The sequence below is a fragment of the Bartonella sp. B1098 genome, from assembly GCF_944896145.1.
Taxonomy (GTDB): Bacteria; Pseudomonadota; Alphaproteobacteria; order Rhizobiales; family Rhizobiaceae; genus Bartonella.
In genome coordinates, this window is sequence record NZ_CALYLP010000002.1 from 221,468 (window position 1) to 246,491 (window position 25,024).

The following is a 25,024-nucleotide window of genomic DNA, read 5'->3' on the forward strand; positions in this document are numbered from 1 at the left end:
TTTTAAAACATTCCTTATAAAACATGCCTCTTTCTTCAAAGAAACTTTTCTCTATCTATACACGAATATGAAAAAAAACGGCTTATGATGCTTCTTTTCTTCTCATTTTCTGTTACAAACAATAAGATGTCCATTATTGTGCAGAGAAAATTACCATTTTTGCGACAAACGCCTTAAGGAAAAAATATGAGTCACCGTGATCCAGCATCTAATTCTGTGAAAAAGGTTAATAACAAACAGGAGGCCCAAGTCATTATTGAGGATATTGATACGGCACACAAAGAATTAGATATTATACAGCAAGAAATTGACAAAGTTATTTTTGGGCAAAGTCATATCATTGAATATGCTTTAACAGCTATTTTTGCTGGTGGTCATGCTCTTCTTGTCGGTGCTCCGGGGCTTGCAAAAACACGTCTTGTGGAAACATTGGGAACCGTTTTAGGACTTGATGAAAAACGTATCCAGTTTACCCCAGACTTAATGCCATCGGACATTATCGGTTCTGAAATCATGGATTCCGATAAAGAAGGGAAGCGTTCTTTTCGCTACGTTCAAGGTCCCATTTTCACGCAGCTTCTCATGGCTGATGAAATCAATCGTGCCTCTCCACGCACACAGTCAGCTCTTTTACAGGCTATGCAGGAGTATCATGTAACCGTTGCAGGAACCCGTTATGATTTACCACAACCTTTTCATGTTCTTGCAACGCAAAATCCTCTCGAACAAGAAGGGACCTACCCACTTCCTGAAGCTCAACTCGACCGCTTTTTGATGCAAATTGATATTGACTATCCTGACCTTACAACAGAGCGGCGGATCATTTTAGAAACAACAAAAGAAAAAAAATCAAATGCAAAAGCAATTTTATCCGCCAAAAAATTGCAAAAAATTCAAAATATCGTTCGCAAAATGCCTCTTTCAGAAAATGTGATCGAAGCTATTTTAAAAATTGTCCGCTCAGCCCGCCCTGATAAAGACAATATCCTTGCCAATACTTATGTTTCTTGGGGACCTGGTCCGCGCGCATCACAAGCTCTTTCACTTTGTGTTCGTGCGCGTGCTCTTTATTATGGGCGTTTAGCCCCTTCACTTGATGATGTTGAAGCTTTGGCCTATCCTGTATTACAGCACCGTATGGCGCTTAATTTTTCTGCTCGTGCTGAAGATATAACAGTGAAAGATATTATCAATAACCTTGTGAAAGATGCCCTTTAAATGGCTATTGGCAAAAAAGTTTTACAAAAACCTCCATTGTCGCTGGCAAAAGAGCTGTATAAGGATAATGGGAAAATGCCATATTTCCTTTTACAAGCACGTCATATTGCCAATACACTGATAACCGGATGGCATGGTCAACGCAAACGCGGTAATGGAGAAAATTTTTGGCAATTTCGCCCCTATATGGAAGGAGAATCCATTACCCGCATTGATTGGCGTCGCTCAGCGCGTGATGAAAATACCTATCTCCGTGAGCATGAATGGCAAATGACACAAACCGTTTGGCTTTGGCCTGATCAGAGCCCATCAATGCATTACTGTTCGCGCTTTTCTAAAATCTCTAAAGGCAATCATGCCATTATTTTAACCCTTGCCTTGGCATCACTTCTAGCACGTAGTGGCGAACATATTGCTATTCCCAACTTAGTACCCCCCACAATGACATCCAATGTCGTAGAACGAATAGCATTTGCTTTAGAAAATCATTCAGATGAAAATTCATTTCCCGATTTTTCAACGATTACACACTTTTCACATGCCATTATAATGAGTGATTTTCTCGATCATCCTGAAAAAGTCATCCAACATTTAACTCCTTTATCGACAAAACAGGTGACAGCTCATTTAATTGAAATTGCTGATCCTGCAGAAGAAAGTTTTCCCTACACAGGTCATACGGAATTTTTTGATCCTGAAACGAAAGAAAAACACATTTTTGGAAAAGCAGAAAATCTTCGTAAGAGCTATTGTAAGCTATATCAAGTACGTCGACAAGAATTGGTAAATTTTTGCACACGCCAAGGGTGGTCTTATCACGTCAGTACAACAGATCAACCTTTAACAGAAACCATTTTGCATCTTGTAAATACAATGGGCGACTCTTCATTGCAAAAAAGGAGGGCACTTTGAGTTTTTCTGCTCCCTTTCTGTTATTAGGGCTCTTATTTCTACCGATCATGTGGTGGCTGTTGCGGATATCCCCTCCACCTCCACGGAAAGAGCTTTTTCCTCCTTTACGCTTCTTACCCAAATCACCCCATCAGCAGGAAACAGCAAAACATACCCCTTGGTGGTTGCTCTTGTTGCGTTTAACCATAGCCGCACTGGTTATCATCGCTCTAGCCCACCCTACTTGGAATCAAAAGCCAATAAGCTTTTCTGGATCTCAACCCCTTGCGCTCATTATTGATAATGGGTGGGCATCTGTAAAAGAATGGAAAAAACGTATCTCTATCGCTGAAATGCTCCTTGTACAGGCAGAAAAACAGCAAAAAAATATTTATCTTGTTGCAACGGCTGAGAATGATATCTCCAATGTGGAACCCAAACCAGCAAAGGTTATAAAACAACATTTAATGCATTTGCAACCGCGTCCTTGGCCTGTAAATCGTGTGCATATCTTAAAAGAATTCAGTAAAATAAACAAAGGAAAGCCTCTTGATATTGCTTATTTAAGCGATGGATTACAAACGAATGACGATGAGCAAACTTTTGCTTTACTTGAAGAATTAAAACCTAGAAACTTCTTGTGGTATTTAGCTGATATTTCTGATTTAATCGGCATAACATCTATAGAAAATAGCAATGGAAATATGGTCGCGCGTATTATTCGCTCAACAACACACGATGCGATGCCCGCTACACTCAGCCTTTACGATTCACACAATCAACTTCTTGGTCAATTTACGAAAAATTTCTCTGTAGGCGAAACAACAGCACTTATTCCTTTTGATGTCCCCCTTGAACTGCGCAACGATATCGCTTGGATAAAAGTCAATAAGCAAAACCATGCTGCTGCAACTTTCTTAGTAGACAGCCATAGCAGGATAAGCCGTGTTGCTCTTCTCTCTCCCGATACCAACGAAATGACCCAGCCTTTACTTGCTCCGTTTTATTATATTATCAAAGCACTACAAGGTCATACACAGCTTATAACTTCCGGTGGAAGAGAACTTTCAACAGATATTGATCATTTACTTCAACAAAATCCATCTGTTTTCATTATGGGTGACATAGTTAATATCCCTGAAAAAGCAGAAAAAAAGCTTTCTGATTTTGTGAATAAAGGGGGGACACTCATCCGCTTTGCAGGAGAAAAACTCAGTAGTGCAGAACATTACGATAGTCTCCTTCCGGTACCGCTGCGTCAAGGGCAACGTTCTCTCGGGAATATTATGTCTTGGACAAAACCGCAAAAAATTGCCCCTTTTGCAAAAAATAGCTTTTTCTTTAACTTTCCTTTTCCAGAAGATGTTACTATCTCGCGCCAAATCCTCGCAGAACCAACTCCAGATCTTTTCGAAAAAACGTGGCTCAGTCTTTCAGATGGAACCCCTCTTATTACCGCAGCAAAGCGTGGGAAAGGAACCCTTATTCTCATTCATATTGCCCCTGACCCTACATGGTCTAATCTTCCTCTTTCTGGTTTTTTTGCACAAATGTTGCAAAAACTAATCACATTAGGGTCTTTTGAAAACACAAACCCAACACACAGAGAAAAAAGAACAAGGGTACAAAATCCTTGGCGAACCATAGCCGCTGATGGACAATTACAAGTACCCTCCTCTGATGTTGTTCCACTGGTCTTTGACACTCAAAATCCGCCTCGTCCTTCCTATCATACTCCCCCAGGGCTTTATGGTGTCAAAAATAATTTTTATGCGCTTAATCTCTTAACTGATTCATCGCGCTTGATGAAGCAATCATCATTGCCAACTTCTCTTAACAAGAACCCTTTATCTTACGATACAAAAGAAAAAAATCTTATCGGTCCCCTTTTAGGATTAGCCCTCTTATTATTTGCCTTTGATCATTTTCTCATTTTATGGATGGGAGGTATTTTTTCTTTTCATAAACGGCGTAATCTGTTTTTCTTTCCTCTCATCATTCTGATTGGCCTATTTTCATATGATTCAAGGCTTCATGCGCAAACGACAGAAAATCATCATGATAGTGTGCAAGCCGCTGGTGCAACACATCTTGCCTACGTTATAACCAACAATCATGAAATTGATACAACGAGTAAAAGTGGTCTAGAAGCCTTAAGTCAATTTATCGCAGAGCGCACAATGCTTACCCCCGGCTCTGTTAGAGCACTTGATCTCGATAAAGATGAACTCTCCTTTTATCCTCTTATTTACTGGCCAATTGATGTTCAGAGTCCTATACTCACCCCCAAAAGCCTTGAAAAAATAAATAACTTTATGAAACATGGAGGAACCATTTTATTTGACACGCGCGATCAGATAAAAAGCAATCTTAATCTTGAAGAAGATGCCACTCCAGAAACGCAGAGATTACGAACCATCTTAAAAGGGTTAAACATTCCCTCCATTGAGCCAGCCTCAACAGATCATGTTGTTGCGCGTTCCTTTTATATTATGCCAGATTTTCCTGGTCTCTACCGTGGTTCACCTTTATGGGTTGAATCCTCATCAACGAACAAAAAAAATAAAAATTCTCTTGCCAGCGGCGATAATGTAAGTTCCCTGCTCATCACCGCAAATAACTTTGCTGCTGCTTGGGCACTCGATGAAAAAGGGACATGGAAATATCCCCTTGTTCCCAATGATCCAATGCAACGTCTATGGGCATTTCGCGCAGGCTTAAATATTGTCCTTTATGTGCTTACTGGAAACTATAAAGCAGATCAAATTCATGTTCCAGCACTCTTGGAACGCTTTAAAAGAGAAAGAAGGCAATGATACCACTTTTCACTTTTCAGCCTTTTTTACCTCTCTTTTGGATTCTGCTGTTAAGCGGAATATCCATTCTTTTTGTCGTTTTTGGTCTTGTTACACAACGTCAAGGGTCTTTATTTCGTCTGATGGCATTGAGTGCTCTCATTCTTGCTTTGCTTAATCCAATGATTATCAAAGAACAGCGCGAACCGCTAAAAAGCACAGTAGGCATTGTCATTGACCGCAGCAAAAGCCAAACTTTTGGAACACGGATAGATGACAGTGATAAAGCGCGCGCGCAATTAATCAAAACATTGGCGCATTATCCACAATTTGAACCACGTTTTATTGAAGCTGGAAAACTGGCTGATCACCAATATGCCCCATCAACAAATTTGTTTGATGCTTTAACACAAGCACTCTCTGATGTACCACCCTCTCGTTATGCAGGAAGCATTTTTATCACTGATGGACAAGTACATGACATTCCTGACCTATCAGATCTTCATCATGAAGCCCCTCTTAATGCTCTGATCACAGGACGCTCAGATGAATTTGATCGTCAAATCAAGTTTATTTCTCCTCCACGCTTTGCTCTTGTCAACAAACCACAAAGGCTTTCCATTTTGGTAAAAGATCAAGGAGTCCGCCCAAAAACAATACCACAGAAAGCCAATATGACACTCAGCGTCAATGGACAAGAAGTTGGCCATTATTCTGTGACTCCTGGTATTATTTTTCAAACTGAAATTATCCTTCCCCATGCTGAAAAAAATATTATCCAAGCAACAACTGAACCTTATAAAGGTGAAGTAAGCATTGAAAATAACAGCGCCATAACAACCATTGAAGGAATCAGAGAAAATTTACGCGTTCTTCTTATTTCAGGTGCCCCTTATAATGGAGAACGGACATGGCGTGATCTTTTGAAAGGTGACTCCAATATTGATCTTGTTCACTTTACGATTTTGCGTCCCCCCACCAAAGCAGATAATACCCCTTTAAGCCAATTATCCTTGGTGGTCTTTCCCACAAGAAAGCTCTTTGTTGAAGAGATTAATAACTTTGATCTCATCATCCTTGATGGTTACCAGCACTCTGCCGTTTTGCCTTTAATCTATTATGATTATATCGCCCAATATGTACAAAAGGGTGGTGCATTGCTAATGGTAACAGGACCTGAATTTATCCAAAAAAACTCACTTGCAAAAACACCTTTAATAAGCATTCTACCGGCATTGCCCAATGGAACTATTCTTGAAAAACCTTTTCGCCCAGCGTTAACCAAAGAAGGCGAACGTCATCCTGTCTCAAGAGATCTTGCAACGCTTAATCTTCCAGCTTCTCAATGGGGGCGATGGCTGCGACAAATTGCTATTCAAGATACATACAAAGGCACAGCGCTCATGAAAGGCGCCGATGAACAGCCACTTTTACTTCTTTCCCATGTTGATAAAGGGCGTGTAGGTATGTTGCTTTCCGATGAAAGTTGGCTTTGGGCACGAGGTTTTGAAGGTGGTGGTCCTTATGCGGCTCTTTATCGCCGAATTGCCCATTGGCTCATGAAAGAACCAGAACTTGAGGAAGAAAAATTAAGTGCGACCAGCAACCATCATCATTTAACAATTCGCCGCCAAACTCTGAAAGACCGTCCAGAACCCGCTGAAATAACTTTTCCTTCTGGAAAAAAACAAAAGATCATCCTTACTAAAGAGCAAGAAGGTCTCTTCTCCACAACTGTAGCCACTGATGAGACAGGGATTTTTACCATCAAAAATGACGATTTAACAATACTTGCTTCTGTAGGGATGCTCGATAATCTTGAATTGTTTGATTTAATTTCAACAAAAGAAAAATTAACCCCCATTATTAAGCACACGGGTGGCTACATCGGACGTTTACACCCTGAGGGAAAAGAAAACATTCATCTTCCTCCACTCAAGCTCATTCAATCAAAAATAAACCCATTATCTTCCCCAGCACATTCAATTATTTTGAAAGAAGCGACAGAAACGCGTTTAATCAATACCTTTTATTTTTCGTTATTTTCTGGTTTTTTTGCCCTGCTTGTTTGTCTTTTACTGTTGAGCAGCATGTGGTATCGTGAAGGCCGTTAAAAAATCCTGAGATTTTGTAAAATCATTTTGAAATTAAGCTGATCTTTTTGTGTATTTACTTATCTTTTACAATGAGATAAGATATTGACTTATCATTGAATAATTTACCACTTCTTCATATCGAGTTATTATTCCCGTTAGGGTTTTCCTTATTTGTAATCCTGTTCATATTCAATCAATTAAAATCATTCTTTTGCACATCCTTAAAAGAGGTGCTGCATGGATAAAAACCATTGAAGAAAAGAATACCTTTTAAGAATCTTCTTAAAACAAGGGTTTTTATAAAATTTTGATGGGATAATATAACTGTTTTGGTTTACACCTTGTATGAGCGTAAAGATGTTGGTTCATGAATAAACCTTATAAACGAGGTTTTTCATAATATTGAAAACTTTCGTTAAATGAGATCAAAGGCACTGGAAAATATTTTTTCAAAAAAATATGTGAATGGACAACACAATATTTTATTTGGAATATTCCTCTTAAGGCGTTTTGTTTTGCGTGAAAAACATCTCCCATTAAAAACGATATATGGCAGCACAAAACCGTAAAAATTCTTGATAAATACAATATATTCTTTTGCATTTTACACTGAAAGATTAGATTTTTTCATGATAATGTGTGTTCGTATAAAAGCTGTTTAAAAGTCTTAAAACTTTATGACCATCATTTTATAGTTTATCCCATCATATAAAAGACATATCGGTTGCCAAGAATGGTCTGTTGTATTATGCTGTCCTTTGTCATAAGACATACAATACAGCATCAATTCTTCAAAGAATTTTCGAATTTTCTCCTACTTTCAATAAGCTATTTTTCCTTTTACAATCTTTCTTGCCTTTAAGCACCAACTTATCTTATGCTGATTCTTTAAATCCTTTTTAATACTCTACGAGCTTTTATGTTTTATCTTGCCCATATATCGGATATACATCTTTCCCCTCTCCCGAAACCTTCCCTTTTTGAACTTTCTGGAAAGCGTCTTACCGGTTACTTAAATTGGCAAAAAAAACGTAAGAGTCAAATGGCAACAAATGTCCTCGAAACTTTAATAGATGCCTTGAACAAAACAAAGCCTGATCATGTTGTGATCTCTGGTGATCTTGTGAATCTTGCTCTTGATAAGGAATTTGAGCAAGCGCGTCGTTGGCTCCTGACCTTAGGACAACCTCAAGATATTTCTTTGATATTTGGAAATCATGATGCCTATGTCCGCGGAGCCCTCCAAAAAGCATGTATGCTCTTTAAACCTTGGATCACAGGGGACATACCTCAAAAAAGTACCTTTCCGTTTCCTTATATGCGCATTCGCGAAGATGTCGCCATCATAGCTGCTTCTTCAGCCATTGCGACTCCACCTTTTCAAGCTTCTGGTTATTTTGGTAAAATGCAAGCGCAAACGTTACCGCACTTTTTAAAAGAAGCAGCACAGCGCAACCTTTTTCGTGTTGTCATGATCCACCATCCCCCTTTTCCCAAAGCAACATCTTGGCATAAAAAACTACGAGATACAAAACGTTTTCTAGAGGTTATCAAACACCACGGTTGCGAACTTATTCTTCACGGGCATACTCATTTACCCACATTGAAGTGGACTGAAGGACCAATTAAAAAAATTCCTATTGTTGGTGTTCCTTCCGCATCACAAGCTTTTGGTGATAAAAAACCACCCGCGGGTTTTAACTTATTTTCCATTGAACGCTTACAAAATCAATGGCACTGTCAATTGCAACGTTATAGCGTTATCAGTCCCCAAAACGAAATCGCCTGTACTGAAACAATTAATCTTTAAACACTTCCAAAGTTGTCAAAAAAACAAAAAACGAAAATATTTTCACTTCATATCCTCCCTTTCATAAATCATAATTTTATTGCCCTCCTTCTCTTAACAAGAAAAAACTCTCTACCTTCTTTGTCGATGCTCAATTTCTCTCAGAGAGCTCCATTGGCCATCCCTCTTATGTGGCTCACTTTAAAAATTCATTGGTTTACTTCCTTCCCATTCTTAAGGGCAAAGCTTTCTCGCCTATCTGATCTAGAAATAATTCGGATTATTTTCGTACGGGTTCCACCTGCTGATTGCGCATATGACTTAACTTCACAAAGTTCTACAAACCTTGCCATTACACTTCATCGCGCGCACTCTCTAAAGGATCTCATAGGAAAAATTCTCATCCCCCTATAATCATGATATTTTATAGGATATAGAGAACCGCATTTAGTTTCCATCCCTAAATATCAATGACGATAAAAAGTTTAATAATAACTAAAACATATAATTTCAATAATCCATCCCCCCCTGTAATTCATAAAAAATGATATTGATTTATGGCCAATAGATTTGAAATGATCCCCTACTATTATACGTGACAGTTATTATCGAATATTTGAAAAATTTATAAAAAATCATAGCTTCTCATTTAATAATAAACATAGAGAATAATGCTTTTTATGTCTCGATAAATTTCTAATTTTCTATCTATTTTTTTCCTAAATCATTTTATAGATCTTTATTATTATTGTATTATTATCTATAATAAAGCATGAATTATCTAATAATAATAAAATTATAGTATGAATTTTATTATTATTGAGTTATCTTGTGGATGTGATTTTATGCGATTTTTTTGTTATTAAATAAAATATTTTATGATAACGCAAAATAGAAAATTTAATTGTATAAGAGGTCTTTCAAATACAAGAGAATGTCATTGGATTGCCTATTCACGTGCTTATTTTAAAGAAGCATCTTTGCTACTCAAATCCTTTCACAACGGCTCCCATGAATGGTTTGATGGTAAAGTCCCATTAAGCCCCATATTTTTGCGTTTATGAAGAAGAAATTTGCTACCATTACACACTTTGCCCCCTAATGTTGGGACAATCTTTAACTCTTGAGACTGTTCATAAAAAATATTTTTATTCTTTCCTTAATGTTTTTATACGCACAGGCTTTCCCAGCCTGTAACCTACAGACAAATGATTTTGATTGTTTCGAGGTGGAATAGATTTTAAATGAGAGAATTCTACGATATTCTGAATTATTATTCCACATGAAATAGTAATTTGTTTATAAATCAAACTATTGTCCAAATAAAATAGTACCTTTCCTCAATAGAGGAGATTTACCAGTACCTACTTGAAAAATAAAAGCCTCATTTTAAAATGAGGCTTTTAAATTGTTTAATTCTGCAAAAAATTAAAATTTATAAGCGACCCCTACACGGAAGTCGTTTGTCTTGTAGCCCATTTCAACTTTATCTTGCACAAATTTCTTCTTACCAAAATCTGAATAACGATATTCTGCACGCAAAAGAATATTATCAGTCATTGCAAAATCAATCCCCCCCCCAAGAGTATAACCAATCATGGTCTTTTTTTCGTCATACACTAAATGAGCAAGATCACTCGCCTTATTTTCCGTATTAGATTTGTTAGAGATTATGTTGCTAAGCTGTGTATAAGCAACACCTCCGGCCACATAAGGCATCAAACGATCAAAAGAAAAACCAAATCTTACTCGTGTAGCACCAGCCCATTTTTGTTTTAAAGTGTGATGCACCACTCTATCAGAGGCTGCCGAATGATCTTCATCATCACTAGTACCTACTGTTATAATTTTTGATTTTGATGCTGATTCTTCGGTTTTATCTTCTTGTGGCGAATTATGATCTTTTGTACCCTTTTTATTAAACCACATGAGATCTGTATCAATACCTATAATAAAACTATTGTCGATATCAATATTGGAACCTGCATAAATGCCACCAATAAAACCGGAAAGTTTAGGTAAATCTTCCTTTCCAATTGGAAGCCATTGTCCTGCATTCTCATTTTTTAAATAACTTGCTTTAATTTTACTTGAAAAGTAACCAATCTGTCCTCCAATATAAAACCCTGTCCAAGAAAAAGCAGGCGCTGTAATAACAGGAACATGTTGCTCAGGAACAATAGCATCCGCTGCCCGTAATACAGAAATTGACATTAAAGAAAAGATAGATGTTGAAACTAAATACTTTGTAATCATAATTGCTCCCCTAAAAGCTAATGTGATAAGTAAATAATAGTGAATCGTTTCACATTTTTTGCAAAAAATCTATAGCAAAAATGACACAGTTATAAAAAATTAAAGTTTATATTTAAATATTAAATTATTTTTTTAATAAATAATATTTTAAAAATTTTAAATACTCTTTATATTTCTCTTTAGTTATTTAATCTCTATTGGCTTTTATAGATTCATATTTCCCATTATTATCCAGGATTATATCAATAATTATAATATTAATTTTTTGAAAACTGAGAGAGATAATCAACAAAACTTTTATCTTATTTACTTAAATATCTTCGTAATATTCCTGTTATAAGAAGTCATATATAGCCATAATCTTTATAAGATTTTATCTAAATCTGTGTGATAAAAACACTCTTGCACATCTTCTTGTGTTGAAGATCTCTCAATTCATAAGTGTATCTGATAGACTGCTGCTTTATAAATGAGCTATATGCTTCTATCATACCCATAAGCTAAGCTCACAAAGAGTATTATTTACTAAAAGTCATCAATCCATTGATTTTTGTATGAAGAATAATGCCTAGAATAAGTTCATTTAACAGAAAAGTTCTTTCATTACACTTGAGAAACGAGTAGAGAAAAATTTTTACTCTCTAAAGATCTCAAGGTATAGCGTATAATGAAATATCAAAATTAATATATAAAAAGGGAATGAAAAGTTTTTATTATTCTATAATATCTGTTTAGGTTTTATCTGAAAATTACATCCAGTACTTTCATAAAATCATGATAAAAGATATTTAATCTTTTATAATTTTTGTAAAAATTGAACAGACCAATTGCCCAGTTTCTGCAATTAATTTTTCAACACGAAGCAAATCAGGTTCCCCAACGCTCTTTAACAAAAGGTCACTTAATCCAGGTGGCATATCATTGGGATCAAGGGGATCACTTAAGCAAAGCCGTATAATTTGACTCAAATTTGTATAGAGACGATAGGCATAATGTAAATCAGCAATACATGACTGATTAAGAAAACTACTTGGTAAGTGATCTAAAATATCGGCTGTCGTCGCCCCAATTTGAAACTCAATGACATGCGTAATAAGAGAAAATTGAGCGATAAACTCCAAATCTACAATGCCACCAGACATCGTTTTAAAATCCCATTGATTTTTTGGTGGTTTTTCTTTTGCAATCAAAGAACGCATTTCACATACTTCTCTTGCAACTTCATTCTTATTACGAGAAATAGCAATAATTGTGCACACTTCATTTTCTAGCTTTTGTAAAAAATCAGAATCTCCTGTAATGCCTCGAGCCCTTGTTAAAGCAAGATATTCCCATATCCATGCTTCTTGACGATAATATTTTTTAAAAAATGGAAAAGAAACAGCAACAGGTCCTTTATTGCCTAAGGGACGTAATCTTAAATCAACGGCATAAAGAACACCTTGGCTTGTCAGTGTGGATAAAGCAGAAACAAGACGCTGTGCTAAACGCGTATAATATTGAGGGATGTAAAGAGGCTTTTCTCCATCAGATATTTCTGCATCATCATCGTGTTCATAAAGCAAAATGATATCAATATCCGAACCGGCTGTTAATTCACGACTTCCAAGCTTTCCCATTCCCAATATGCCCACACGTCCCCCTTTAATACGGCCATGAAGACGAGAGAACTCCTCTTGAACGGCAGAAAATGTTTTTGTAATCATAAGATCAGCAAGCGCAGTAAAAGCAAAACCTGCTCTTTCTCCTGTAATTGTACCATTCAAAATTCGAATACCAATCAAAAAACGTTGCTCATCTGCAAAAATCCTTAAATGGTCCAGAATTTCCTCATAAGAGGAAACATCTTCAAGAAAATATTCAAGTCGTTTTTCTAAATAAGTTTTTGTGGGCAATTCTGAAAGAATATTAGGGTCTAACATTCCATCAAAAACATGAGATCTGCGTGTAATGATTTCCGCAAGACGTGGCGCAGCCCCCATGATCAAAACAAGCATATCTAAAAGGGAGGGATTAGACTGCAAAAGACTAAAAAGCTGAATTCCTGAGGGTAAGCCCTGTAAAAAACTATCAAAACGCAACATTGCCTCATCAGCTCGTTTTGTTGCACCAAAAGCTTTCAAAAGAGCTGGTGTTAATTCTGTTAATCTCTCACGCGCTTCAGCGGATTGCGTTGCTCTATAACGACCACAATGAAGAGTGCGCATAATACGACAAATATCACTCGCTCTTTCAAAACCTAAACGGCTTAATGTTATTAATGTCTCCGGATCATCTCCTTCTCCTGTAAAAACTAAATTGCCAGTTTCTAAACCGAGTTCTTGTTCATTCTCAAACAGTGCTGCATAGTGTTTTTCAACAACCTGAAGTGTTTTTAATAAATCACGGATAAAACTGCTCCTGTCTTGATAGCCCATTAAATAAGCAACACTCGTGAATTGAGAAATATCATTTGGAAGAAGATGCGTTTGTTCATCCGCAAGCATCTGAATACGATGTTCTACATTTCTTAGAAAAGCATAACTTTTTATAAGACTATCTCGCGTTTTCTCACTGATCCAACCAAGCGTGTGAAGTTCTGCTAACATTGCAACTGTCTGACGGCCACGTAATTGAGGAAAACGTCCACCAGCAATAAGTTGTTGTGTCTGAACAAAAAATTCAATTTCACGAATACCACCACGACCTAACTTTATATTATGGCCATAAGCAGCAATTTGACCGTAACTTTTATGCGCATGAATTTGACGTTTGATCGAATGAATATCAGCAATCGCTGCATAGTCTAAATATTTTCGCCACACATAGGGAAAAAGCTCTTTAAGAAAATTAAAACCTGCTCTCTTATCGCCGGCCACTGGACGTGCTTTAATCATAGCGGCTCGTTCCCAATTTTGTCCACGCCCTTCGTAATAACGCAAAGCAGTCCTTACTGGTAAAGCCAAAGGTGTTGATCCTGGATCTGGACGAAGACGAAAATCAAGACGAAAAACATATCCTTCGGCCGTGCGCTCTTGAATGATACGGATTAATCGGCGTACCATTTTAGAAAATACATCAACACTTTCAGAAAGATTACCAATATGAGGAGACGTTTCATCAATGAAAACAATAAGATCAATATCAGAAGAATAATTAAGTTCTCCTGCTCCTAATTTTCCCATCCCTAAAATGATTAAACCACAGTCTTTTTCTGGATTCTCACGGCTCAGCAAATTGAGCTTACCATGATCATGCGCTTCTCTTAAAAGAAAACGCAATGCTACACCTAATGCTGCTTCACCCAAACGTGTCAACCAAGCACATGAAACTTCATAAGTAAAAACACCACTCAAATCAGCTAAAGCAATGAGGACATGCACCTCTCGTTTCTTGCACCTTAAAGCAGCCATCAATGAAGTTTCATTGATAGATTTCTCCTTATCAATAACCGTAATATCATCGATAATTTCGCTTATCCTTGTTTCTATATCAACATGCAATAAAGGACTAAGATATGATGGATTAGCAATTAAAACCTCACGCAAAAAAGGAGATAAGGTCATAACCGAACGGATAAAATTAATCTGCGTTCCATTCTCTAAAATGATGGAAACAAGCGGTTCTAAACCTTCTTTCCTTGCTTGTGCTGCCATGTCTTTTAACCATTGGGAACCACTTTCATTGAGAGGGCATAAAGGGAGAAGCTGTGTTTTTAAAAAAGCTTGTTTCGTCTGATCTCCCTTGAAAAGCATTTTGCCTTCCTTTCTATTGCATTATACTTTTAAAATAGTCGTTCCGTATGAAAATAAAAAAGTAAAAAAATATCTTTAAGGAAATAACAAGACAGCTCTAAGTCCTGGATTTGCATTTTCAAGTAACAATTCACCCCCGTGTAGCTTCATAACTGCTTTTGCTATACTTAAACCAATCCCAAAACCAGGTTGTGTACGGCTTTCTTCAAGACGAACAAATCGTTTTGTTACTTTCTCACGTTTATCCTCTGCTATTCCTGGACCATTATCGCTTACAACAACTAATAAATGTTCATCACGATATTCCATTGATAAGCAAACCTTCGCTTTCCCTCCATCTTTAGAAGCATATTTAATCGCATTATCAATAAGATTAAAAATTGTTTGCGCAACAAGTTCACGATTCAATTTAAGCTCTTTATCAAAGATATCTCCTAACTGAAGTAAAATACCTGACTCTTCAGCAAAAGGTTCGTAAAGTTCAACAGCATCTTCAAGGATCAGTTTCATATTCATCATCTCAAGATGCTCAATTGCACTGCTTGCTTCAATGCGTGAAATCATTAAAATCGCATTAAACGTACGAATAAGTTGATCTGATTCAGCAATAACACTCTCAAGGACCTGACGATATTCAAGCTTTGTCTTATTTCCCGAAAGTGCCTCTTCAGCACGATTTCTAAGACGTGTTAACGGTGTTTTTAGATCATGAGCAATATTATCTGATACTTGACGTAAACCAATATTTAACTCTTCAATGCGGTCTAACATAACATTAAGATTCGTTGATAATCGATCAAACTCATCCCCTACCCCAGAAACCGGTAAACGCCCACTGAAATCACCATCCATCAAGCGCCGTGATGCTGCCGTGACCTGATCAATCCTTTGTAAAGCTCTCCTGCCAACAAAAAACCATATGAGTAAAGCACCTCCCACCATTGCAGCAAGTGCAATGATTACAGCTTTACGAATAACCGCCGCAAAACGTTCGGGCTCATCCAAATCGCGTCCTATAAGGATTTTCATAGCATTAGGTAAATCAAAAACAACCGCCAAAGCGCGATGTTCACTTGTTTTGCCATGTTCTCCAAAACGGGAATACAAAAAGGAAGTAGAAATAAAACCACTCTGTTGCAAAAGACCTAATTCAATACGTGCTACATTGCCTGCTAAAATACGCCCCATAGGATCCGTAACAAGATAAAGAAATGCCCCTGGTTGTCTTGAACGATAATCTATCGTACGCATTAATAAAGAGAGCCCCCCATAATTATAAGCATTTTCAATATACTTTAATTCTTCATGTAAAGCCTGTTCTGTCTGCTCTTTTAACAGAGAAGCAGAAAATGCTGTCATATAAATAGAAAGACCTGTTGCCACCAATCCAAACAATAAAATGTAAAGTGCTGAAAGCCTTAGCGCAGTCGTGCGCATTATATTCATCAAACGATTCATGCTTTGTTATCTGGTGCTTTCAGCATATATCCAGCACCACGCACCGTATGAAGAAGTGGAACATCAAAGTCTTTTTCAATTTTTGCTCTCAAGCGCGATATATGAACATCAATAACATTTGTTTGCGGATCAAAATGATAATCCCAAACATTTTCCAAAAGCATCGTGCGGGTAACAACCTGCCCCGCATAGCGCATTAAATATTCAAGGAGACGAAACTCTCGTGGTTGCAATAGAATGTTTCTATCACCCCGTTTTACCGTATGGGCTAACCGATCAAGCTCAAGATTGCTTACGCAATAAACAGTTTCTGCTTCTTTAGGATTCTTCCGCCGTTGTAATACTTCAACACGCGCAAGAAGTTCAGAAAAAGCATAAGGCTTTGTCAAATAATCATCCGCCCCTGCACGCAAACCCGTCACACGATCATTGACTTGCCCTAAAGCTGAAAGGATAAGAACCGGTGTCTCATTGCCTTTAGCACGCAATTGTGAAATAATAGAAAGACCATCACGATGCAAAAGCATCCGATCAACAACCATAACATCATAATTTTCTGTTTCAGCTAAAGCGTATCCCGTATCACCATCATAGGCAACATCAACGGAATGCCCGACCTCTAAAAAAGCTTTTTCGAGATAACGTCCTGTTTCACGATCATCTTCGATAACGAGTATTTTCATAAAACGCATCTCCGTTATTGTTATAAAATTGCATTGTAGGACAGAAATCTATAAAATCTCTGTCCCACTGATAATAAAGTGCTATTTTTTGAAAATTGGAAGAGCGACAAAACGATTTTGATCATTTGTTCGCACTTGGAGAAGTATCGCCTTTCGTCCTAACTGCTGAGCATTTTCGATTGTACTGATAATATCAGAGACTTTTTTAACCGGTTTATTATTCACTGTCACAATAACATCACCTGGGCGGATTCCCTTATCGGCAGCATCTGAATCCGAATCCACATCTGTTACAACCAATCCTAAACCATCCTCAGAAGGAGCAACAATTAACCCATAATCTTCCAATGTTTCATCTGAATTACCCCGTTCATTTAAATATTTTAAACTTTCTTTCTTACCTTCATCTTCAGGCATTGCAGCAAGTTTAACTTTGATCTTTTTCTCCTTACCGGATCTAAAAATCCCTAAAGTCACAGTTTCTTCCGGACTCATATTTGCAATACGCTTTGCCAAGTCACGAGAATCATTAATTTTTTCATCATTCACTGAAATAATAACATCACCTGCCTTGATACCAGCCTTTGCTGCTGGTCCTTTTAATGGATCTGTAACCAAAGCACCTTTCGCTTCTTGCAAACCTATCGAATCAGAAATTTCCTTCGTTACTGGCTGAATCATAACCCCAAGCCAACCACGTTGAACTGAACCTTTTTCGATAAGCTGTTGCACAACCTGTTTCGCTGTCCCTGCCGGAATAGCAAAAGCAATCCCCACATTGCCTCCTGAAGGAGAAAAAATCGCTGTATTAACGCCAACAACTTTGCCATTCAAATCAAAAGTTGGACCTCCCGAATTTCCTCTATTAACAGCAGCATCAATTTGAATAAAATCATCATAACTACTGGTACCAATATCTCGTCCACGGGCCGAAACAATCCCTGCTGTCACTGTTCCACCAAGGCCAAATGGATTACCAATAGCAACAACCCAATCACCAACGCGAAGCTTTGAATCATCTCCAAAATCAACATAGGAAAATTTTCTTTTGTCATTTACTTTTAGGACTGCAAGGTCAGTTTTTGGATCTTTCCCAATGAGCTTTGCATTCAATTCTGTACCATCATCAAGAACAACAGAATAACTTGTGCCTTCAGAAATCACATGATCATTGGTCACAATGTAACCATCAGACGAAATAAAAAAACCCGATCCAAAAGCGATAGGACGGAGTCTTTGTGAATGATGGGGAAATTTATTTTTAGGCTTATCAAAATCATAAAACTCTTTAAAAAGCCTTTTTAAAGGATGTTGATCTGGTAATTGATCAATCCCTGGACTACTAAAAAAGTTGCTAAAGAACCAATCTGCTTTCTTTTTATTGCTCTTTACTTGCACCGCAACAACCGCTGGCTTCACTTGAGCAACGATATCTGCAAATCCCTGTTGTTGCACTAACGAAGTAAATACAGAACTTGCATGAGCCTTTGTCGTCCATAAGCTTGCTGTACATCCACTAAAAAACAGTGCACTCTCCAATACTGCGGAAAAACTTACTGCGACAAATGTTTTAAAGAAAGTTTTTTTTAACATTTACTCTATGCTCCTATTCAATCATACTTTCTATCCCAATCTGATCACCTATAAAATACCAGACCTTACCGTTTTCTGTCTAAATTATTAAAGTTTTGTAAGATTTTAGTATCCACCAATACCATTTACAATAAAGTTGATTGCTTATTGCAGATGAGCTAAATTTTTCCCTCTATGTAATATCTTTTTGACTACAATAGCGTTTTTGTCTGTTTTTCCCCGTTGCATTTACAATCATTATTTTCTCACGCTTATACCGTTTTAACTGGAAAAATATGACACTTGCACCAATGATGATAATCATCAAAGGTGAAAACCATAAAAACCAAGTTGTTTTATTTAATGGCGGTTTTAAGAGAATGAATTCACCATATCGCTCAACAAGAAAGTCAATCACTTGCTGATTGCTATAGCCTATTTTTAGTTTTTCTCGAATTAAAAGCCTTAAATCACGTGCTAGAGAAGTATCTGAATCATCAATTGATTGATTTTGACAAACCGGACACCGTAAATGCGATGAAATATCGCGCGCGCGCTTTTCAAGAGCTGTATCCTTTAAAATTTCATCCGGCTCTACTGCTATCGCTAATCGAAAAGAAAACATTGCGATTAAAAAACATAAAAGCCAAAGATTTTTTTTCATCTCAATGTCCTCTCCTAAAATTTAAAGTAAGCAACACCCTCTTGTAGGCTCCAGTGCGAAACCAATATCCCAGAAGGGAAAAACATCCGCCCATAGCCATCATGAATGCCCCTAACCAAATACATATTATATAAGGCTTCCACCATATATGCACAACAAGACTCCGATTATCGAGATGTCCCGGCACAATATAGAGCTGTGATAAGCCATAATTTTGAAGACCAACTTCCGTTGTTGATGTATTTTGGCTTGAATAAAATCGCTTTGAAGCTGTGATATGGCCCACGATTTTTTTATTTTCATATATTTTAAAATAAAACTCCATTGCCGAATAATTCGAACCAAAACGATTATCCACGGCATCAAAATAAAGTGTTTTATCCGCTATCGTCACCCACTCTCCTATGTTCATGGTTAAAATGCGTTCTTGACCAAAACTTGCCACACAAATAATACCAAATAATGTAACGCCTAGTCCCATATGCGCCATTGCAGCACCAAAAACAGACCATGGTAATCTTATAAATCTCTTAACCCGCACCCCAAAAGTTACCTTGTGATATCCACTCTTTCCCCACAGATCCGCTAAACTGCCTAAAAAAACAAACGTTGAGAGCCCAATGCCTAAAACTGCGAGAATATTACGCACAGATGTCATATAAAATATTATAAAACAGACAATACCAACCAAGACAAAAACCAACCACAACCGTTCAGAAACTGCGAGAAAATCACCCCGTTTCCATGCCATCATTGACCCAAACGGAACAAGCAACAACAGCAAAAGCATGAGCGGTCCACAGGTAAGGTTAAAAAAATCGGCTCCTACAGAAATTTTTTGCCCTGTTAACATCTCAATAAAATAAGGATAGAGCGTACCAATTAATACTGTGGCTGTTATTGTTGTCAGTAACAAGTTATTTAAAACAATAAACCCTTCACGCGAAATTGGTTGAAAAACTCTTTCTGTTTTTAAAAGAGGGATGCGCAAAGCAAAAAGGAGAAAAGCTGCTCCCGTAAAGAAAAATAAAAGTGCAAGAATTGCTTTTCCCCGTGCTGGATCAACAGCAAAACTATGAACAGATATTAAAAGACCAGAGCGAACAAGAAATGTTCCTATCAGAGAAAGAGAAAAAGTCAGCAGTGCTAAAAACAAAGTCCAACTTTTCAATATTCTTCGTTTTTCAAGAACAAGAGTACAATGTAAAAGAGCTGTTCCGGAAAGCCAAGGCATAAACGAGACATTTTCAACAGGATCCCAAAACCAATACCCTCCCCATCCTAGCTCATAATAAGCCCAATAGGAGCCAACCATAATCCCCAATGTCAAAAAACACCAAGAAAGTAGAAGCCAAGGACGAACCCAATGCGCCCAAATCCTATCAATATGCCCGATAATCAATGCTGCAACGGCAAAAGAAAAGCAAAGTGAAAAACCAACATAACCTAAATAAAGAAGGGGAGGATGAATCGCTAATGCGATATCTTGTAAAAGAGGATTGAGATCATTTCCCTGTAATGCAGGTGGATTCACACGTAAAAATGGGTTGGATACAAAAAGAATCAATAAAAGAAAAGCGCTTGTAATCCAACTTTGGCAAATTAAAATAAGTGTCTTAAAATCTTCTGGCAAATCTTGGCTAAAGAAGGCCACTAATGCACTAAAAAAAGTAAGACTTAAAATCCATAACAACATAGAGCCTTCGTGGTTGCCCCAAACACCTGTGATTTTGTAGAGCATCGGTTTTTCTGAATGAGAATTCTCAACAACATTCAAAACAGAAAAATCAGAGACAACATGAGCGTAAATCAGCACTAAAAAAGAGAAGAGCAATAATGTAAAAGTGATATATGTGAGGGGGATAGCTGTTTGCATTAACAAACGCTCTTGCCTCCAAAAACCTAAAGCAGGTAAGAAAGCTTCTAATAAGCTTACGGCAAATGCAGCAGCTAAAAAAATATGCCCCAGTTCGACAAACACAATCGAATTATTTCTCCACACTGTAATGTTTTTTCAAGCGATCTGCGGTTTCTTTAGACATATAAGTTTCATCATGTTTTGCTAAAATACGCGTCCCTATAAAAAAACCCTGTTTATCAAAATGCCCCTCTACAATTACCCCCTGACCTTCACGAAAAAGATCCGGGAAAACACCATTGAAAATTACCTTTTCATGTTTTGTGTTATCCGTTACAAAAAAAATAACACCACTCTCTCCAACATATTGAACGCTCCCCTTTTCAACAAAGCCGCCCAAACGCAAAGGACGCCCCGTTAAAATATCTTCTTTTGTAATTTCAGAGGGCATTCTAAAAAAACTGACTGCATGACGCATTGCATATACGAGAAGGCTTACTGCAATTGCCATAATCAAACAACACAATAAGATGATCCGTAAGCGCTTTTTTTTTCGCTGCTTTAAAATAAGCTTCAACGAAACAGAATTCTTTAAAGATTGATTGTTTATAAACACTCTACGAAAAAATTTTAAATACATTTATAAACATCCATATTTTATTTTTTAAGAGCTTTGCACATCTTTTCTATAGGTGCAACTTTTTATCCAATACCTCACCTTTGCCAACACGCTTATCAATACTTTTCTCCCTTTTTTAGTTTTTATCCTAATTTTTATTTATTCTATAACAACCTGGGCTGGTTCTTGACATTCTTCATTTCTGCTCTTCAACCTCCTTTACCTATCCCTTCCTCTTCCAGAATGATTACTTCTCTTATCTTTCTAATTGACGACGATCACTTTTCTTTGTCGGTTTACTTGATGAATCACGTAACTGTATCATCATCTTTTCAACCCGTGAGCGTCCTGCAAAATTTTTAGGCATTGTATCAAGAAAACTTTGTAAAAACTGCACTGCCTGCGCCGTTTTTCCAGCTTGATGAAATGCATCCGCCAACAAGAGACGCGGATAAAAATCTGTTGGCGCTAAATCTGCTGCTTTTTGAAAAGCTCTTTGTGCCTCTTGCGTTATCACTCCCCCTTCATAACCAACCAACGCTAAACCATATCCTACAAGCCTTGGTGCTGCTTCTCCATTCAAACGAAGGGCATCTAAATAAGTATTCACAGCTTCTTGAAAATGGCTTTCTTCGAGATACCCTACCGCTAACGCATCTGCTAATTCGCCATCATAAGGAGAACGGAAAAAAAGCACTTGCAGGCGAACAAGTTTTTCTTGCTTACTGAGAAGTTTAGGATTCTTAGCCATTAATTCGTTAAAAAAATAACTCTTTACTTCTGGATTACCTGTTAGCCCATAGATACTCCACGTCATAAGAAGAACAAACAAAACACTAAGCGTTTTAAGAATATTTCTTTTTTTATAATGCCTATAAAGCTTATAAGACTCAACCGTATGGATATAACTTCTATAACCATCCATGGTCTGAATTTGCCATTTTTTCTTTACCCCATCATCAAAACGTAGTGAAAGAAAAAGAGTTATTGCCAGAAAAGTGAGAAAAAATGCTGCAAAAATGAGGAAGAGCATATCATTTTTTTCCAATACAAACAGAAGATAATTCGCTTACCTTTACCCTCTTCACGAGAAGAGTAATGTGAAATGATAAAAAATTATTTCTTTATAAAGAATATCATAAAATCTATTGTTCATTTTTCTCATTTCTCAATAGATCAAACAAGGCTTTATTTTCATATTTTGATTATAAATACGGATCTTCTGAAATGCCTCCCTCATTTTTTGTATTGTCTAAATGTTTCTTTACAAACTCTCTAGATATTTTCTGCTTAATGAGAAAATATGTTATTCTCCCATTTTGGGTAATAAAACTTTTGTACACAGCCCCCCCAAGACAGAACGCGATAAAAAGAGAGTGCCTCCATATTCATTGACCATATCTGAAACAATTGCTAACCCTAAACCTGTTCCCGGTTTACTTTCATCAAACCGTCGCCCTCTTTTTAACGCTTCATCAATTTTATCTTCTGTTAAACCAGGACCATCATCTTCAACAAAGATACTAAAATATTTTTCTTCTTCAATGTTTTCTTCTAAACAACAAGAGATCAACACCTTTGCGCGAGACCACTGAGTAGCATTTTCAATCAAATTCCCTATAATTTCCTCTAAATCTTCCTTTTCACCAGAAAAAACAATATCATCAACATCCATAATAAATTCAATTTGTTTGTCAGGATTAAGCTTTTTCATAACCCGCACTAAACGATCAACCACACTGCGAACAGATGTATGATAGACAATACTATCGCATTGTGCAGCAATCCGCGCCCGCTGAAGATAACGATTGATTTGAGCTTGCATGATTTGCGTTTGCTCTCTCAACAAACAAGCCTTTTCTCCGCGCATCTTATCTGTCTCATTCATAATCACGGACAAAGGTGTTTTCAATGAATGTGCGAGATTACCAACCTGTGTGCGAAATCGCTCAATAATACGCTGATTATTCTTAATGAGAGCATTCATCTCTTGAACAAGCGGCATCACTTCGCTGACTAAATCGCTATTCACATAGTGAACTCTTCCTTCTCGAATATCATTCAATGCGCGTCGAATAAGCTTCAACGGTTGAAAACTAAAGAAAATAAGAGCAATATTAATCAGAACACTCCCAATACCAAAACTCCAAAGAAAAATTTGCAAAGTTCGCTTAAATTCCTTTACTTGAGCATGCGCTTCATCAATATTCCCAACAAGCCGAAAACGTGCAATATGATTTTTACTATCAAGAACAACATCACTCTCTATGACTTTTAGCTTTTGGCCATTGTTTCCCTTTATCCGATAAGAGCGAAAGAATTTATTGTCAAAAGGTATATCAACATCGCTGGGTGTAAAGATCTCTCCTGTTCCCAATGAGGGGGAAGTCAATCTTCCTTTTAAATTATGGGATATCGCAACAACTTCCCAATACCATCCCGTTGTTGGATCAGCATAACGAATATCATCAATTCCAGCTCCTCCTTTCAAAGTATTTTCCGGTGACACCGTTACTGTTGCAATCAAACTGTAGAGTTGAGCAGAAAGGATACGCTCTAGGCTTTCTTCAGTTGAACGCTTATAAAATAAAATACTCACTGCAGAAATTGATAAAAGAGAAATAACAACCCATAGAGTTGATAAGATCATAACACGTAAACTGAGCGATCGCGTAATGACAAAAAAGAACTTCTGAAACCAATTATCCTCTTTGAAAACATTCATTCATCACCTAGCGTTCTCACGCGATATCCCATACCTCGAATAGTCTCAATCAAATCCACGCCAAGCTTCTTGCGTAACCGCCCTACAAAAACTTCCACTGTATTTGAATCCTTATCAAAATCCTGATCATAAAGATGTTCGGTCAGCTCTGTTCTTGAAATGACCCTGTCACAATGATGCATCAGATACGAAAGAAGTCTGAATTCATAAGAGGTTAGTTTAATCAATTGACCATCCACAAAAACACGGGATGTCTTTGTATCCAACAAAACATTTCCGCAACATAAGGCACTTGTTGCATGTCCTGTCGCACGACGAATAAGTGCCCGCAAGCGCGCCATCACTTCCTCCAAATGAAATGGCTTCACAACATAATCGTCAGCCCCTGCATCAATACCGAGTACCTTATCAGACCAACGATCTCGTGCCGTTAGCATTAAAACAGGCATGGTGCGCCCTTCTTGACGCCACTTTTCAACAACACGAATACCATCAATCTGCGGTAAACCTATATCAAGTATTACCGCATCATAAGACTCTGTGCTGCCTAAAAAACAAGCCTCTTCACCATCGAAAGCACTATCGGAAACATATCCTGCACGTCTTACAGCTTCTACCAATTGATGATTGAGATTTCGATCATCTTCGGCAATTAAAATACGCATG

General features: G+C 37.3%; 17 protein-coding genes. 5 read left to right on the forward strand and 12 right to left on the reverse strand.

Annotation, left to right across the window (positions count from 1 at the left end; genetic code table 11):
• Positions 1-186 precede the first annotated feature (186 nt).
• The 5 genes from NNJ85_RS00965 to NNJ85_RS00985 all read left to right on the forward strand — a co-directional run bounded on the left by NNJ85_RS00965 (position 187) and on the right by NNJ85_RS00985 (position 8,810).
• The gene (locus tag NNJ85_RS00965; RefSeq protein ID WP_254472835.1) at positions 187-1,218 is read left to right on the forward strand and encodes a MoxR family ATPase; all 1,032 of its coding nucleotides are present in this window, start codon (positions 187-189) and stop codon (positions 1,216-1,218) included.
• Positions 1,219-2,130: a DUF58 domain-containing protein gene (locus NNJ85_RS00970; RefSeq protein ID WP_254472836.1), complete on the forward strand. Its 912-nt coding sequence runs from the start codon at positions 1,219-1,221 to the stop codon at positions 2,128-2,130.
• Positions 2,127-4,925: a DUF4159 domain-containing protein gene (locus NNJ85_RS00975; protein WP_254472837.1), complete on the forward strand. Its 2,799-nt coding sequence runs from the start codon at positions 2,127-2,129 to the stop codon at positions 4,923-4,925. The genes NNJ85_RS00970 and NNJ85_RS00975 overlap by 4 nt, the downstream gene beginning before the upstream one ends.
• Complete coding sequence (locus tag NNJ85_RS00980) at positions 4,922-7,018, forward strand: hypothetical protein (protein WP_254472839.1); 2,097 nt, start codon at positions 4,922-4,924, stop codon at positions 7,016-7,018. Before NNJ85_RS00975 ends, NNJ85_RS00980 begins: the two co-directional genes overlap by 4 nt.
• 901 nt (positions 7,019-7,919) lie before the next feature.
• The gene (locus NNJ85_RS00985) at positions 7,920-8,810 is read left to right on the forward strand and encodes a metallophosphoesterase (RefSeq protein ID WP_254472840.1); all 891 of its coding nucleotides are present in this window, start codon (positions 7,920-7,922) and stop codon (positions 8,808-8,810) included.
• A gap of 188 nt (positions 8,811-8,998) precedes the next feature.
• On the opposite strand, the gene NNJ85_RS00990 is transcribed toward NNJ85_RS00985, so the two are convergent.
• From NNJ85_RS00990 to NNJ85_RS01045, 12 genes are all read right to left on the reverse strand, one after another.
• On the reverse strand, positions 8,999-9,142 hold the full coding sequence (locus tag NNJ85_RS00990; RefSeq protein ID WP_254472842.1) for a hypothetical protein: 144 nt from the start codon (positions 9,140-9,142) through the stop codon (positions 8,999-9,001).
• 1,075 nt (positions 9,143-10,217) lie between these two features.
• On the reverse strand, positions 10,218-11,045 hold the full coding sequence (locus tag NNJ85_RS00995; RefSeq protein ID WP_254472844.1) for an outer membrane protein: 828 nt from the start codon (positions 11,043-11,045) through the stop codon (positions 10,218-10,220).
• A 788-nt stretch (positions 11,046-11,833) separates the two neighbouring features.
• Positions 11,834-14,779 carry a bifunctional [glutamine synthetase] adenylyltransferase/[glutamine synthetase]-adenylyl-L-tyrosine phosphorylase gene (locus NNJ85_RS01000; protein ID WP_254472846.1) on the reverse strand — a complete coding sequence of 982 codons (2,946 nt, stop codon included), beginning with the start codon at positions 14,777-14,779 and terminating at the stop codon, positions 11,834-11,836.
• 75 nt (positions 14,780-14,854) lie between these two features.
• Positions 14,855-16,237 (reverse strand): HAMP domain-containing sensor histidine kinase, encoded by a 1,383-nt coding sequence (locus tag NNJ85_RS01005; RefSeq protein WP_254472848.1) that lies wholly within the window; start codon positions 16,235-16,237, stop codon positions 14,855-14,857.
• A complete protein-coding gene (locus NNJ85_RS01010) occupies positions 16,234-16,920 on the reverse strand; it encodes a response regulator transcription factor (RefSeq protein ID WP_254472850.1) in 687 nt (228 codons plus the stop codon). The genes NNJ85_RS01005 and NNJ85_RS01010 overlap by 4 nt, the downstream gene beginning before the upstream one ends.
• Positions 16,921-17,001: 81 nt before the next feature.
• The gene (locus tag NNJ85_RS01015; protein WP_254472852.1) at positions 17,002-18,513 is read right to left on the reverse strand and encodes a Do family serine endopeptidase; all 1,512 of its coding nucleotides are present in this window, start codon (positions 18,511-18,513) and stop codon (positions 17,002-17,004) included.
• A gap of 172 nt (positions 18,514-18,685) precedes the next feature.
• Positions 18,686-19,156 (reverse strand): cytochrome c-type biogenesis protein, encoded by a 471-nt coding sequence (locus tag NNJ85_RS01020; RefSeq protein ID WP_254472854.1) that lies wholly within the window; start codon positions 19,154-19,156, stop codon positions 18,686-18,688.
• 1 nt (position 19,157) lies between these two features.
• Positions 19,158-21,137 carry a heme lyase CcmF/NrfE family subunit gene (locus NNJ85_RS01025; protein ID WP_254472856.1) on the reverse strand — a complete coding sequence of 660 codons (1,980 nt, stop codon included), beginning with the start codon at positions 21,135-21,137 and terminating at the stop codon, positions 19,158-19,160.
• Between the two features lie 7 nt (positions 21,138-21,144).
• The gene (gene ccmE, locus NNJ85_RS01030; protein ID WP_254473875.1) at positions 21,145-21,624 is read right to left on the reverse strand and encodes a cytochrome c maturation protein CcmE; all 480 of its coding nucleotides are present in this window, start codon (positions 21,622-21,624) and stop codon (positions 21,145-21,147) included.
• 265 nt (positions 21,625-21,889) lie between these two features.
• A complete protein-coding gene (locus NNJ85_RS01035) occupies positions 21,890-22,666 on the reverse strand; it encodes a tetratricopeptide repeat protein (RefSeq protein WP_254472858.1) in 777 nt (258 codons plus the stop codon).
• Between the two features lie 273 nt (positions 22,667-22,939).
• A complete protein-coding gene (locus NNJ85_RS01040) occupies positions 22,940-24,358 on the reverse strand; it encodes an ATP-binding protein (RefSeq protein WP_254472860.1) in 1,419 nt (472 codons plus the stop codon).
• Positions 24,355-25,023 carry a response regulator transcription factor gene (locus tag NNJ85_RS01045; protein ID WP_254472862.1) on the reverse strand — a complete coding sequence of 223 codons (669 nt, stop codon included), beginning with the start codon at positions 25,021-25,023 and terminating at the stop codon, positions 24,355-24,357. Before NNJ85_RS01045 ends, NNJ85_RS01040 begins: the two co-directional genes overlap by 4 nt.
• Position 25,024: the final 1 nt, after the last annotated feature.